Source organism: Amycolatopsis melonis (assembly GCF_040064235.1).
In the GTDB taxonomy this organism is placed as follows: Bacteria; Actinomycetota; Actinomycetes; order Mycobacteriales; family Pseudonocardiaceae; genus Amycolatopsis; species Amycolatopsis melonis.
This window is the reverse complement of the sequence record NZ_JBDZYD010000017.1, coordinates 30,758-43,817: the sequence shown is the minus strand read 5'-3', so window position 1 is coordinate 43,817 and position 13,060 is coordinate 30,758. Positions and strand designations below refer to the sequence as shown.

At 72.9% G+C, this 13,060-nt stretch carries 13 protein-coding genes; 4 read left to right on the top strand and 9 right to left on the bottom strand.

Features of this window, described 5'->3' with window-relative positions:
* The first annotated feature begins 23 nt into the window (after positions 1 to 23).
* Together ABJI51_RS37720 and ABJI51_RS37715 are read left to right on the top strand one after the other, a co-directional pair.
* A complete protein-coding gene (locus ABJI51_RS37720) occupies positions 24 to 1,316 on the top strand; it encodes an APC family permease (protein ID WP_348955938.1) in 1,293 nt (430 codons plus the stop codon).
* A gap of 169 nt (positions 1,317 to 1,485) precedes the next feature.
* Positions 1,486 to 2,436 (top strand): DMT family transporter, encoded by a 951-nt coding sequence (locus ABJI51_RS37715; RefSeq protein WP_348955937.1) that lies wholly within the window; start codon positions 1,486 to 1,488, stop codon positions 2,434 to 2,436.
* On the opposite strand, the gene ABJI51_RS37710 is transcribed toward ABJI51_RS37715, so the two are convergent.
* From ABJI51_RS37710 to ABJI51_RS37675, 8 genes are read right to left on the bottom strand one after another with little or no spacing between them, the layout of a single operon-like run.
* Entirely contained in the window at positions 2,381 to 3,310 is a 930-nt protein-coding gene (locus ABJI51_RS37710; RefSeq protein WP_348955936.1) for a transketolase family protein, read from the bottom strand. The two genes, ABJI51_RS37715 and ABJI51_RS37710, sit on opposite strands and share 56 nt — an antisense overlap.
* The gene (locus tag ABJI51_RS37705) at positions 3,307 to 4,104 is read right to left on the bottom strand and encodes a 1-deoxy-D-xylulose-5-phosphate synthase N-terminal domain-containing protein (RefSeq protein WP_348955935.1); all 798 of its coding nucleotides are present in this window, start codon (positions 4,102 to 4,104) and stop codon (positions 3,307 to 3,309) included. The genes ABJI51_RS37710 and ABJI51_RS37705 overlap by 4 nt, the downstream gene beginning before the upstream one ends.
* Positions 4,101 to 5,942, bottom strand: coding sequence for a M20/M25/M40 family metallo-hydrolase (locus ABJI51_RS37700; protein WP_348955934.1), 1,842 nt, complete (start codon positions 5,940 to 5,942; stop codon positions 4,101 to 4,103). The genes ABJI51_RS37705 and ABJI51_RS37700 overlap by 4 nt, the downstream gene beginning before the upstream one ends.
* On the bottom strand, positions 5,939 to 6,976 hold the full coding sequence (argC, locus tag ABJI51_RS37695; protein ID WP_348955933.1) for an N-acetyl-gamma-glutamyl-phosphate reductase: 1,038 nt from the start codon (positions 6,974 to 6,976) through the stop codon (positions 5,939 to 5,941). Before argC ends, ABJI51_RS37700 begins: the two co-directional genes overlap by 4 nt.
* Positions 6,969 to 8,288 carry a DegT/DnrJ/EryC1/StrS aminotransferase family protein gene (locus ABJI51_RS37690; RefSeq protein ID WP_348955932.1) on the bottom strand — a complete coding sequence of 440 codons (1,320 nt, stop codon included), beginning with the start codon at positions 8,286 to 8,288 and terminating at the stop codon, positions 6,969 to 6,971. Before ABJI51_RS37690 ends, argC begins: the two co-directional genes overlap by 8 nt.
* The gene (locus tag ABJI51_RS37685) at positions 8,285 to 8,914 is read right to left on the bottom strand and encodes a DegT/DnrJ/EryC1/StrS family aminotransferase (protein WP_348955931.1); all 630 of its coding nucleotides are present in this window, start codon (positions 8,912 to 8,914) and stop codon (positions 8,285 to 8,287) included. The genes ABJI51_RS37690 and ABJI51_RS37685 overlap by 4 nt, the downstream gene beginning before the upstream one ends.
* 41 nt (positions 8,915 to 8,955) lie before the next feature.
* Complete coding sequence (locus ABJI51_RS37680; RefSeq protein WP_348955930.1) at positions 8,956 to 9,831, bottom strand: RimK family alpha-L-glutamate ligase; 876 nt, start codon at positions 9,829 to 9,831, stop codon at positions 8,956 to 8,958.
* Complete coding sequence (locus tag ABJI51_RS37675; RefSeq protein WP_348955929.1) at positions 9,828 to 10,013, bottom strand: lysine biosynthesis protein LysW; 186 nt, start codon at positions 10,011 to 10,013, stop codon at positions 9,828 to 9,830. Before ABJI51_RS37675 ends, ABJI51_RS37680 begins: the two co-directional genes overlap by 4 nt.
* Positions 10,014 to 10,555: 542 nt before the next feature.
* Here ABJI51_RS37675 and ABJI51_RS37670 point away from each other — a divergent pair.
* Positions 10,556 to 11,416, top strand: a complete 861-nt coding sequence (locus ABJI51_RS37670; protein WP_348955928.1) for an MFS transporter — start codon at positions 10,556 to 10,558, stop codon at positions 11,414 to 11,416.
* Complete coding sequence (locus ABJI51_RS37665; RefSeq protein WP_348955927.1) at positions 11,416 to 11,991, top strand: MFS transporter; 576 nt, start codon at positions 11,416 to 11,418, stop codon at positions 11,989 to 11,991. Before ABJI51_RS37670 ends, ABJI51_RS37665 begins: the two co-directional genes overlap by 1 nt.
* A 114-nt stretch (positions 11,992 to 12,105) precedes the next feature.
* On the opposite strand, the gene ABJI51_RS37660 is transcribed toward ABJI51_RS37665, so the two are convergent.
* Positions 12,106 to 13,005 carry an MBL fold metallo-hydrolase gene (locus tag ABJI51_RS37660; protein ID WP_348955926.1) on the bottom strand — a complete coding sequence of 300 codons (900 nt, stop codon included), beginning with the start codon at positions 13,003 to 13,005 and terminating at the stop codon, positions 12,106 to 12,108.
* Between the last annotated feature and the right edge of the window lie 55 nt (positions 13,006 to 13,060).

The following is a 13,060-nucleotide window of genomic DNA, read 5'->3' as shown; positions in this document are numbered from 1 at the left end:
TCGTCACTCGGGAGGGGTCGAGAGTGAGTTCCGCGCGTATCGGCATCGGGCAGGGCACCGCGATCTACGTGGGCGCCATCCTCGGTGCGGGCATCCTGGCGTTGCCTTCGCTGGCCGCCAAGGAGGCCGGGCCTGCCTCCGTGCTCGCCTGGGCCCTGCTGCTGCTGTTCTGTGTCCCGGTCGCGACGACGTTCGCGGCACTCGGCGGCCGGTATCCCGACGGCGGCGGCGTCGCGACCTTCGTTTCGAAGGCGTTCGGGCCCCGCGCGTCCGCCGTCGTGGGGTACTGGTTCTACTTCGCCCTGCCCGCCGGCGCGCCCGCGACGGCGTACGTGGGCGGCCGCTACGTCGCGGACGCACTCGGCGGCGGCCAGACGGAGGCGTTGCTCATCGCGGTCGTGCTGCTCGGGCTCGCGTTCACCAGCAACGCGCTGGGCCTGAAGATCTCCGGCCGGGTGCAGCTCATGCTCGTCGGCGTGCTCGCGCTGCTGCTGCTGATCGCGTGCGTGGCCGCGCTGCCGTCCGCACGCACGGCGAACCTGACTCCGTTTGCGCCGCACGGTTTCTGGTCGGTGGGCAGCGCGGCGAGCCTGCTGTTCTTCTCCTTCGCCGGCTGGGAGGCCGTGACGCACCTGTCCGGCGAGTTCCGCAACCCGGCCCGTGACCTGCGCCGGGTCACCGCGCTGACGCTGGCCGTCGTCGCGATCCTCTACATCGGACTGTCGGTGACCTCGGTGCTGGTCCTCGGCCCGCAGCTGGAGGACAGCCCGGTCCCGCTGAGCCTGCTGCTCCAGGCAGGCGTCGGCGGCGCAGCCTCGGCAATCACCGCGACGGTGGCGGCCCTGCTCGCCCTCGGCACGATGACGGCCTACCTGGCGGGCGCAAGCCGCCTCGGCGCGGCCCTGGCCCGCGACGGCGCCCTGCCGAGCTGGATGGCCAAGGGCAACAAGGCAGGCGAAGTCCCGCGGCGCAGCCTCGCGGTCCTCGGCGTGCTGTCGGTGGCGGTCTCGGTGATCGCGTTGACGACCGGCGCGTCGCTGGGGTCGGTCATGCTGGGCGCGTCGGCGTGCTTCATCGCGGTCACGGTCGCGGGCCTGGTCGCGGGAGCCCGCCTGCTGCCGACCGGCCGCCCGGTGTGGTTCGGCGCGGTACTGGCGGCCGTGGTCATGGGCGTGGTGCTGGCGTTCTCCGAGTGGTTCCTGCTGGTGCCGCTCGTGCTGGGCGTGGCGGCGGTGCTGTACAGCCGTCGCCGTGGTGTGGTTCCGGTCGAGGCGGCGAGCCCGGATCTCGAACCTGCTTCCGGCGCGGCCCAGTGAGGCTGGTGCTCGCGTTGGCCACGGCGGTGGGACCTGCCTGCGGCCGCCGTGATGCGAGTTTGGCCGTCGAACGTGGGGCGGCGGGACCCGCCTGCCGCCGCCGGGGTGTGAGCCCGGGCCTCCCACACGCCTCCGGCACCGCCCGGTGAAGCCGGAGCTGTTTGCCCCGGTGGCCAACGGGGCAAACGGGGCCACGGCGGCGAAACCCGCCGCCGTGGCCGTTGCCGGGGCTGCCGTGATCGGGACCTCCGCGGTGCTGATCCGGCTGTCCGGCGAGTCGTCCGCCACCGTTGCCTTCTTCCGGTGCGCCGGCGCCCTTCCCGTGCTCGCCGTCCTTGCCTGGCGGGAACGCTCTGCCTGCGGGTCGCGGTCGAACCACGGCTGGTCGCTGCTGGCCGGGGTGCTCTTCGGGGTCACGCTGGTCCTGCAGAACCACGCCATCGCCGCGCTCGGGGCGGGCATTGCCACCGTGCTCGGGAACCTGCAGGTGCTGTTCGTCGCGCTGGCGGGCTGGGCGTTGTTCGCCGAACGCCCGTCCGGACGGTGGTTTCTCGCGCTCCCACCCGCTCTGCTCGGCGTGCTCCTGGTGTCCGGCGCGCTCGAGGACGCCTCGGTGACGGTCACCGGCACCGGAATCCTGCTCGGCGTGCTCACCTCGGCGGCGTACGCGGCGTTCATGCTCACCACGAAACGCGGTCAGCGCACCGGCTTCCCGCACGTCGTGGGCCCGCTCGCCGAGGTCACCGGGACGGCGCTGGTGGTCGCGGCGCTCTACGGCCTCGTGCGGGGCGACCTCCACCCGGCGCCGTCCTGGCCCGCCTGGGGATGGCTGCTCCTGCTCGCGCTGGGACCGCAGTGCGCCGGCTGGCTGCTGATCACCGCGTCGATGAAACGGCTCCCGGTCGCCCTCGCGGCACTGATCCTGCTGCTGCAGCCGCTGGTCGCGGTCGTGCTGGGCGCCGTCGTGCTCGGCGAACGCCTCTCGGCGGGACAGCTCGCCGGATGCGTCGTCCTGCTGGCCGCCGTGCTGTTCGCCGGGCCGGCAAGCCGCGGCCGGACCTTCCTCAGGCCTGGTCCACCGCTGCGAGCACCGCGGCCAGGTCCAGACCCAGCGCCGTGAGGACCTCCTCGTGACTGCCGCCGTGGGACGGCCACCGGTTGCCCGCGCCGACTCCGTGGACCTGGGCGTCCGGCAGGGCCAGTGCCAGCGACGACGCCACGCCGCCTGCCGGGCGGTGTTCCTCCACCACGACGAACCGGCGGAACCGTGACCGCAGCAGGGAAGCGGCCTCCGTTAGGTGGCCCGCGTCGACCCGGCACAGGTGCGCGTGCCCGAGGTCCGGACGCTGCTCGCGGGCCTGCAGGCACAGTTCCGTGCCGACTTCGCCGACCGACACCAGGCACACCCCGTCCGGGACGCCGTCGCCCGCCCACGTGACCGGGGGCACCGGCTCGCCCGGCCGCAGCAGGCCGCGGTACGCCGCGTTGCGGCCCGTCCGCACGTAGTACGGCCGGTCCGAGGCCGCCGCCTCGCGGACGATCGCGCGGGTCTCCTCCTCGCCGTACGGTGCCGCGATCACGATGCCCGGGAAGCTCTGCAGCACCGCGAAATCCTCGAGACAGTGGTGCGTGGTGCCGAACCACGCACCCGACACCCCCGCGTACGGCGCCACCACGACCACCCCGGCGCCCAGATAGCCCAGCCCCAGCTTGATGCTCTCCGCCGCCCGCAGTGCCGCGAACGGGGCGAACGTGCTGACGAACGGCCGGAAGCCCGCCGACGCCAGCCCGGTCGCCATGTCGATCATGGCGCCCTCGGCGATGCCGAGGTTGAAGAACCGGTCCGGGTGAGCCTCGGCGAACGGGTGGCCGCGGCCACCCAGATCCGCTTCCAGGCACAAGATGCGGGGGTCGGCCGCGGCGAGCGCGGTCAGTTCCGCGCGGTAGGCGTCCCGCCCGGACAGGACCGGGCGCACGGCTTCCGTCGTGCTCATCGCAGAGTCCGCTTCCACTTGGCCGCACGGGCGGCGTCGATCTTGACGTAGTGCGAGGCCGCCTTGCCCTCGATCACGGGAACTCCCTTGCCCTTCACCGTGTTCGCGACCACCGCCAGCGGCCGGTCACCGTCGCCGGTGCCGGCCAGGACGTCGCGCAGCGCGCCCAGGTCGTGCCCGTCGACCTCCGCCGTGGCGAACCCGAACGCGGCGAACCGCGCCCGCAGGTCCGGCAGCGGCGAGATGTCCGCGACCAGCCCGTCGTTCTGGCCGCCGTTGCGGTCGACGACCAGGACGAAGTTGCCCAGCTTCCGGGCCGCGGCGACCTGCAGCGTCTCCCAGACCAGCCCCTCCTGCAGCTCGCCGTCGCCGCTCACCGCGATGCCGAGGCCGGACCCGGCGAACCGCCGCGCCAGCGCCCAGCCCGCGGCGTACGGGACGCCGTGCCCGAGGCTGCCGGTCGGGAACCGCACGCCGGGCACCAGCGGGCCCGGGTGGCCGGTGAACGGCGCGCCCGCCTGCCCGTAGCGCACCGACGGGTCCTCCGGCAGGCGCCCGGACACGTGCAGCGCGGCATACAGCCCCGCCGCCGCGTGTCCCTTGCTCAGCACCAGTTCCGTGCCGTCGCCGCGGTCGGCCCGGTCCAGTCCGGCGATGAGGATGTCCAGCACCGACAGGCTGCCGCCGAGATGGCAGCCGACCGCGCTCGCGGCCATGTCGACCACCAGCCGCCGCGCGTGGACGGCCCGCGCGCGCAGCTCCTCGACGGTGGTTTCCGAGGCCACCGCGGTCATCGGGCACCGCCTTCCAGGACGAGCCAGGCCCGCACGGTGTCCGCGAGGACCTTCCTGGCGAGCCGGTAGTCGGCGGCCGGGAGCCGTTCGACGTCGGTGTGGTCCAGCGCGGAGTCGCCGGGGCCGTAGGCGACCATCGGCACCCCGCGCCAGGTCGTCGCCAGGGTGTTCATGTCCGAAGTCCCCTTCTTGACCAGGTACCGCGGCCGGACGCCGTGCGCGGCGAACCCCTTGGCGAACGCCTTCGCCAGCGTGGTGGCCCGCCCGCCCGAGTGGCCGGGCGTGCAGCGCTCGACGGAGATCTCGGTGTGCTCGTCCGCCCGGGCCAGCGCGGCGTCGCGGGCCGCGTCGAGATCCGCGCCCGGCGGCACGCGGAAGTTGAGGACGCCGGTCGCCCGCTGCCCGTCCGGCCGGGCCTCGCACCGGATGTCGATCACCGCGCTGAGCATCTCCGGGCAGCCGCCGAGCACCGCGGCCCGCACGTCGCCGAGCGCGGCCGTCAGCGCGTCCGGCGCCGACAGCGCGTCCCGGCCCGCGGAGTGCCCGGCGGGCCGCCACACGGAGATCCGGAACTTCAGCAGCCCGAAATACCCCAGCGTCAGCGCGCGCGACCCGCTGGGTTCGCCGATCACCACCGCGTCGGCCGGGTAGTGGTCGCGGACGTGGAAGGCGCCCTTCGACGAGGAGATCTCCTCCTCGACCGCGCCGACCACGCGCACCTGGGCACCCGCCGGGACCTCGACCTCCGCCAGCGTCTCGAGGAAGTTGACCAGGCTGCCCTTGGCGTCCACGGTGCCGCGGCCGTGCAGCTCGTCGTCCTTCCAGCACACCGGCCAGTGGAACGGGACGGTGTCCAGGTGACCGAGCAGCAGCAGCCGGCGCGGGCCCGAACCCCGCGTGGCCACGAAGTTGCCGACCTCGTCGACCTCGGCCGCCAGCCCCAGCTCACGGGCCCGGCGCACGAGGTGGCGGGCGAGTTCGCCCTCGTCCCCGGAGACCGACGGGATCTGCGCGGCCTCGGTGAGCAGCCGCAGGTCCGGCGACGGCGGCTCCTCACGCCAGAACCGGGTCCGCGCGGCGCTGTCGAGCGCGTGCGGCCCGGTGACCGCGATGTCCGCGGTCCCGGTCATGGCCAGCTCCGCGGCCCGGACCTTCTGCCGCATCCGGCCGCCCGCGTAGGCGGCCGCCTCGCCGCGAAGCGCGTCGGGCAGCGTGCTGTCCGGGATCGCCGGGTCGGTGAGCACCCCCGCGGTCCCGGTGACCAGGCGCAGGTGGTCGGCCTGCAGCGCGGTCGCGAGTTCCGCGGCGAGGACGTCGGCGTCGACGTTCAGCGGCCCGCCGTCGTCGTCCCCCGACACCGGCGGCGAGAGCACCACGACGTCGAACGCCGTCAGCAGCGCTTCCAGCGCCGTCGTGTCGACCCGCGACACCGTGCCCGCCCGGTGGTCGCGGACCAGCCGGACCCGGCCGTCGCGCACCGTCTTCAGCGGCCGGTTCGGCGTCCCGTGGACCAGGCTCGCTGCGGCGGCGGTCGTGCAGAACGCACTGCACCCGGCGGCCTGCAGCGCGGCGCGGACCGCGGGCAGCGTCACCGAGTCGTAGGCCGCGACGAGGTGGGTCATCTCCTCGGGCGGGCAGTACCGGACCTCGTCGCCGTTGGGCAGCTGCAGCCGCGGGATCTCCCGGCCGATCCGCGCGTAGTGCTCGGCGATGCCCGCGGCGCCCCCGGCCACCACCAGCACCCGCGCCCGCGCGGTGAGGGCCGCGATCTCGGTGAAGATCCCCGGATGTGCCAGCGTCGCGCTGCCGACCTTGACGACGTACAGCGCCCGGGTCACGGGGCCACCGCCGTGCGGGGCAGGCCGGTCGCCTGGTCGAAACCGAACACCTGGTTCATGGTCTGTACGGCCTGCCCGGCCGCTCCCTTCAGCAGATTGTCGAGCGTGGCCACGGAAACGCACTCGCTGCCGCGGACCTGGAACCCCACCTCGGCGACGTTCGAGCCGACGACCGACTTCAGCGACGGCAGGTCGGCCGCCGACTTCGGGGACGGCCGCGCGGCCACGAACGGGGTGCGCGCGTAGGCGCGGGCATAGGCACGCCGCACGTCCAGTGCCGTGCGGCCGTCCCGCAGGGTCGTGTAGGCGGTGACGAGGATGCCGCGGGCGACGTCGAGGCTGAACGTGGAGAACTGCAGCGACGGCGTCCGCCCGGTCAGGTCGCCGAGGGCCTGGGCGACCTCCGGGGCGTGGCGGTGGCCGTGCAGCCGGTGCGGCCGGAAGTTCCCGAAGCGGTCCGCGGGGTGCTCGCCGCCGTCCTTGCCGCCGCCGCTGGACCCGGTCTTCGCGTCGACGACGATCCGGTCCTCGACGAGGTCGTCCTGAAGCAGCGGATACAGCGCGTACAGCGAGGCGACCGCCATGCAGCCCGGCAGGTTCAGGAACCGGTGCTCGGGCGCGGCGGAGAACTCCGGCACGTGGTAGGCGAACGGCTCGTCCCAGCCCGCGGACTCCGGGTAGTGCCGGGCGGCCTGCCCGGCGTCGCGGAGCCGGAAGTCGCCCGCCAGGTTCACCACGTACTTCGCCCGCTCGGCCAGCAACGGCATCCGGGCGGGCAGGCTGCCGCCGGGCAGGCAGGCGAACACGATGTCCACCTCCGGCAGCTCGGCGAGCGGACGCAGCGTCGCCGCCGCCACGCCCGGGTGGTTCCGCACCGCGGGCAGCAGCCGCCCGACCGGCTGCCCGGCCGCGCGTTCCGACGACAGCAGCGTCAGCTCGGCATACGGGTGGTCGAGCAGCAGCCGCACCAGTTCCGCGCCGGTGTACCCGGTCGCGCCGGCCACCGCGATCCGGACCGGCTTCTGCTCAGCCAAGGCGGGCCGCCTTCTCCCAGGGCAGCGGGAACTTCCGGTCCCCGACGACCTTGCGGATGGCGTCCGGGCGGCGGGCGACCTTCGCGAACGCCTGCCCGTAGCGGGCGAGCCGTTCGTACTCCACCGGCGACCGCAGCTCGCGGCACAGCACCAGGGTGCTCTCCAGCATCGCGGTGACCGCGGGGAAGTCCTCGGGCGTGTAGTCGCGCGCCGCGGCCGGGTTCAGCGTGAACGGCCAGCCGCCGCCGAACCCCTGCCGGTGCCGGAAGGGCAGGTGACACGGGATCGGCGTGTTCTGCCATTCGCGCGCGGGCACGCCCTCGGCCACCAGCAGCTCGTGCACCGCCTCCTTGACCGCGTGCACCGGCAGGTCGTCCAGGCCGACGGCCTCGGGGTGCAGCCCGATCCGGTACATGTTGTAGGCGTGCGTGCTGCCCTCGGGCACCACCGGCGGGCTGAACAGGCCGGTCTCCCGCAGCTGGTCGCCGAGGACGGCGGCGTTGCGGGCGCGGATCCGGTCGTAGTACGGCAGCCGCTTGAGCTGGCTGGCACCGAACGACGCCGCGATCCACGACATGCCGTAGTCGATCCCGTTGCGGCGCAAGTACTCCACCGCGCGGTCGCGGGCCTCCTCGGTGGCGAAGAAGGCGATGCCGCCCTCGCCGCCGAGCGGGAAGTTCTTGTCCGCCATCAGGCTCTGGCCCGCGGCGTCGCCGAACGCCCCGCACGTGCGGTCGCCGACCTTGGCGGAGTGGGCGTGCGAGGCGTCCTCGACGAACGCGATCCCGTGCCGGTCGGCGAGCGCCCGCAGGGCCGCGACGTCGGCGGGCAGCCCGTGGACGTGCACCGGCATGATCGCCTTGGTGCGGTCGGTGATCGCCGCCTCCGCGGCCGCGGGCGACAGGCAGTAGGTGACCGGGTCGATGTCGGCGAAGACCGGGATCGCGCCCGCGGCGACCACCGCCTGCGCGGTGGCGATGAAGGTGAACGCGGGCACGACGACCTCGTCGCCGGGGCCCACTCCGGCCCCCACGAGGGCGACGTGGAGACTGGCGGTCCCGCTGGCGACCGGCAGCGCGTACGCCGCGCCGACATAGCTGCGGTAGGCCTCGGCGAAGTCGGCGACCACCTTCTCTGGCCGGGCGTTCGCCGAGAGGAGCATGGTGAACACGTCCTCCTTGGTGATGACCGGGAAGACGGTGCGGCGGCGATCCTTGGGAATGACCGGGGTGCCCTCGAACGCGGCCAGCTCGGCCAGCACGTCCTTCTCGTCGGGCAGCGGCAGGGGCAGGTCCGGGAAGTCGGTGATCACGCGGGGTCTCCGGCGGGTCGGCGCGCGGGGCGCGGGGACAGGGACATCCGCAGGCAGGCCGCGACCAGCGGGCTGAGGCGGTAGTTGAACTGCACGCCGGGCACCAGCTCCGGCTCGGACTCGACCTGCGTCCACATCGTCCGCAGATCGAACGTGCCGAAGATCTTCAGCCGCTCGGCACGGGCCTGCACCCGGCTGTCGTCGGTGAGGACGGCACCCGCCGGCCCGAACCGGAAGCCGGTGAGGTCCAGCACGACCGGCCGGTCCCGGGGCAGGGCCGCGAGGACGTCCGCGAGCGACGCGACGTCGTCCGGGCCGACCGCGACGAAGGAGAAGGCGGGCTCGCCCTCCTCACGGGTCCGCACGCCGAGCCAGGCGAGGAAGGCGCGGAGGTCCTCGGGCAGCGGGGGAGCGGTGATGACGTCGCCGCGCCCGGCGCCGATCCCGGCCAGCGCGGAATGCACGGCCGCGGTGGCGCTGTTGGCCAGCACGACCGAGGAGCGCCCGCTCAGTTTCGCGAGCTGCCGTTCCAGCCCTGGCAGTTCCCGGTCGTTCTTCTCGATGCTCATGACCACACCCGAGGTCAGCACCCGGGTGAGGACCAGGGCCGTGTCGAATCGATCCATTTCCACTTCTTTTCTCGTGCGGGCTTTCGGATGCGGCGATTTCAGGCAGCGGCGAGGAAGCCGCGGATTCGTTCGGCCACGTGGTCGGCCAGCAGCTCCGCGATGTTCACGCCGTGTTCACGCGAAGAACGCGCGAATTCCGGGTTGGCGTTGACCTCGAGGACCCGCAACTGCCGGTCGCGGACGTCCTCGACCAGATCGACGCCGTAGAATCCGGGGCCGACGAGATCCGTCACCTGTTTGCAGAGCAAAGTAATACTCTCGGTGATTTCCGTTCGCCGGACGGACGCGCCCAGATGGGTGTTCGTGCGCCAGTCGGTGGATCGCCTTTCGATGGCGACCACCGGCTGGTTGCCGATCACGATCACCCGCAGGTCGTGTTCCGGTTTCTCGACGTACTCCTGGACGAGCACGGGAAAGGCCTTGCCTGCCGCGTCGGCCGACTCCCGGCCGCCCGACCAGGCGGCCAGCGTTTCCGGGCCGGTGAGCCGCACGACTCCGCGTCCCCAGGACGCGCTGAGCGGTTTCACGACCACCGGCCAGCCGAGTTCCTCGCCGCACCGGGCGACGTCCTCGTCGGTGTAGGCGTGGAACGAGCGCGGGTGCGGAATGCCGTGCCGGGCGAACAGCAGGGCCTGCAGTCCCTTGTCGTGACAGACGTCGAGGGCCGCGGCGCTGTTCAGCGCCGGGATGCCCGCCGCCTCGGCCCGCCGCGCGACCTGCGCGGCGTCGCGGTGGGAGAGGTTGCGGACGAGCAGGGCGGCCGGGGCAGGCGCCGTGCCGTTGAGCACGGCGCCGATGTCCCTGGTCAGCCCGGTGGCGGCCGTCAGGCCCCGCCCGCGCAGGGCGTCGAGGAGCAGGCGCTCCTCGGGGCGGAGCATGGTGACCGCGACCAGGACGTCGACGGGCTCGGTCACTCGCCCCAGTCCTCTTCGACCTCGGGGGCCAGTTCGACGGTGACCACGCCGGCCTCCGCGCCGGTCACCTCGTGTTCCTGCCCGCAGGAACCGCATTCGACGATCTCGCCCTTCTCCGGGGCGTCACCCGCGTCGAGTGCCGAATCGCAGACCAGGCAGTTGGCCACAATGGCGGTGCTCATTTCTCCCCATTCTCTGTCGGTGAACTCCGCGTCGGGGTCGCAGAAAGGCGTGCAAGAGCGCGGTGCGCTGGCCGGGAATACGGCACGGAGAAGTGAACAGCCCCCCATGGCTGATAGCTCGATATTCCGCACATACCCGGCCGCGCAAAGGACGGCCGAATACTGTATCCCCAGTTATCCCCAGTTGCTATCAGTAAATCGGCATGATTCGAACTCGTTGTCATGCCCGGACCAACATTGGCACAGCGGCCGGTGAGCGGTAAAGCAGTCCCACTGTGTCGCGCATCACGTTGACGTTTGCGGGATGGAACGTTCCGGCGCGTGCCGTCAAATGTCCACATTAGCCGGTTATGGCGGGGATTCCCTGAAGAACGTCGCCCTTCTTGCGGCGGAAAGCTCAGGGGAAGATCGAATTGCCGCCGGTCTTCGATCAGGGCATGCTGCGGGCACATCACACGAACGTTGCAATAGGGTCCCGGTGCGGGCGTTCATCTTGCGGAACGGGTGTCCAGCATCTGGACGGCCTCCTGCGTCGGAACGGGATGTCGGACTGGCGGGAAGCGGGGGAGGGCATCGACATGGAGAGCGAACGGTTCGCGAAGCTGCCGCTGATTTCGTTGTGCTTCGGCTGGTTCATGGTGATGGTGGACGCCACCATCGTGAACGTGGCGCTCCCCCGGCTGGGTGCGGAGTTCGGGAGTTCGGTGGCGGGGCTGCAGTGGGTGGTCGACGCCTACACGGTCGCCTTCGCCGCGCTGCTGCTGTCGGCGGGCTGGTGCGGCGACCGGTTCGGCGGGCGCGTGGTGTTCCAGAGCGGGCCGGCGCTGTTCGTCGCCGCGTCGCTCGCCTGCGCGCTGGCCCCCGGCATGCCGGTGCTGATCGTCGCGCGGGCGGTGCAGGGCGTGGCCGCCGCCGCCGCTCTGGTGCCTTCCTCGCTTTCGCTGGTGCACGCGAGCTACCGCGACCGGCAGGTCCGCGCGCGGGCCATCGGCATCTGGGCGATGGTCGGCGGCCTGGCTTCCGGGTGCGGGCCGCTGCTCGGCGGCATCCTCGCCGGCACGCTGGGCTGGCGCTGGCTGTTCGGCGTCAACGTGCCGGTGGGCATCGCCGGCCTGCTGATGGTGTGGCGGTTCGTCACGGTCGGCCGGGAGCCCGCCGAGGCGGCCCGCGGCCGCCGGTTCGACGCCGCCGGGCAGGTCGCCGCGGTGGTGGCGCTGGTCGCGGTGACCGCCGCGCTGGTGCGGGGCGGCCAGTCCGGGTTCGCGTCGGCGGGCACGCTGGTGCTGCCGGCCGTGTTCGCCGTGGGTGCCGTGGCGTTCGTGGTCGCCGAGCGGCGGGTGGCCCAGCCGATGCTGCCGCTGGAGCTGTTCCGCAGCCGGGCGGTGTCGGCGTCGGCCTGCTGATGAACCTCGGCTTCTACGGCCAGCTGTTCGTCCTCACGCTCTACCTGCAGCAGGTCCGGCACTACTCGCCGCTGGTGACGGGGCTGGCCCTGCTGCCGCAGACGGCGATCGTGGCGGCAGGCTCGTGGCTCGGCGGCCGGATCACCGCCCGGTCCGGGCCGCGCCCGCCGATGCCGGCAGGCATGGCGGTCGGTGCCGCGGGATTCTTCGCCCTGCTCACCGTGCACGAGGGCATGGCCTACGGCCGGCTGGTGCTGCCGATCGCGGCCGCCGGGTTCGGGATCTCGTTCACCATGCCCGCCGCGACGGCCGCGGTCGTCGAAGGCGTGCCGTCCGGGCACACCGGGGTCGCCTCCGGCACGCTCAACACGAGCAGGCAGGTCGGCGCCGCGATCGGCATCGCGCTGCTGGGTGCCTTCAGCGCAGGCACGGGCGCGCAGTTCGTCGCCGGCTTCCGTATCGCCATGGCGATCGCCGGCGGTGCCTACGTCCTCGGCGTGCTGGTCGCGGCCTTCGTGCCCGGTGAAGCCGCCGCCGAGCGGGAACGCGAGCGGGCCGGTCAGCTGCGGGAGTGACCGCCCGAAGAGAAGTGTTCTCTTGAGGGGCAACGCAGATCGGCACAAGACCGTTTGCCGGGGGCCTTGACTTTGCCTTGCTCACTCACGACCGCGGACCGGGCCGCCGGGACTTCAGGCGGCCCAGCGGCCGATCGTGAACCGGCTGCCGTCACGATGGATCTCGGCCGCGCCGGAGCCGGCGAAGTGGGCGGGGAACACGAGTTCCTTCTCGTCCGCGGCCCGCGCCAGCATGCTGCGGCGGGTGGCCGCGGCCTGGCGCGGGTCTTCGCAGAAGCAGCTGTTGTGCTGCGGTTCGAGGATCTGCACCGGGCTGTGCAGCAGGTCGCCGGCGAAGACGGCCCGCTCGGTGCCGGACCGCAGGCGGAGGACGGCCGAGCCGGGGGTGTGGCCGGGCGCAGGTTCGAGGGTGAGGTGGCGGTCGATGCGGTGGCTGCCCTCCCACAGCACCGCCCGGCCGAGCACGGGGGCGATGCTGTCGGCGTAGACGAGCAGGCTGCCCTCGCGGCGCAGCTGCTCGTGCCCGGTGCGCGGAGCGGGACGGCGGTGGGCGTTGCGGGGATCGAAGTAGACCTGGTCGGCGCGCGGGATCAGGTAGGTGGCGTTCGGGAAGGCCGGCACCCACTCGCCGTTGCGGCACACGGTGTTCCAGCCGACGTGGTCGTAGTGGATGTGGGTGTTCACGACGACGTCCACATCCTCGGGCCGGACACCGGCGGCGGCGAGCCGGTCGAGGAAGTTCGTCGACAGGTGGTCGAACAGCGGGACCTGCGGCCGGTCGCGGTCGTTGCCGACGCCCGTGTCGACGAGGATCACCCGGCCCTCGCTGCGCAGCACCCACGTCTGGACCGCGCCGCGGATGCCGCCGGTTTCCGGGTTCCAGTGCTCCGGGGCCAGCCAGTCCGCGTGGGACTGCCACAGTTCCGGCGGGCTGGCCGGGATGATCGTCCGGGCGGGCGCGTACTCGCCCTGCCACTCGAGGACCTTCACGACTTCGACGTCACCGATGTGCATGACTCCACGCTAGGACGCCGGTTTGAGCGTTTCCATGCTCGAATTGCTCGGAATG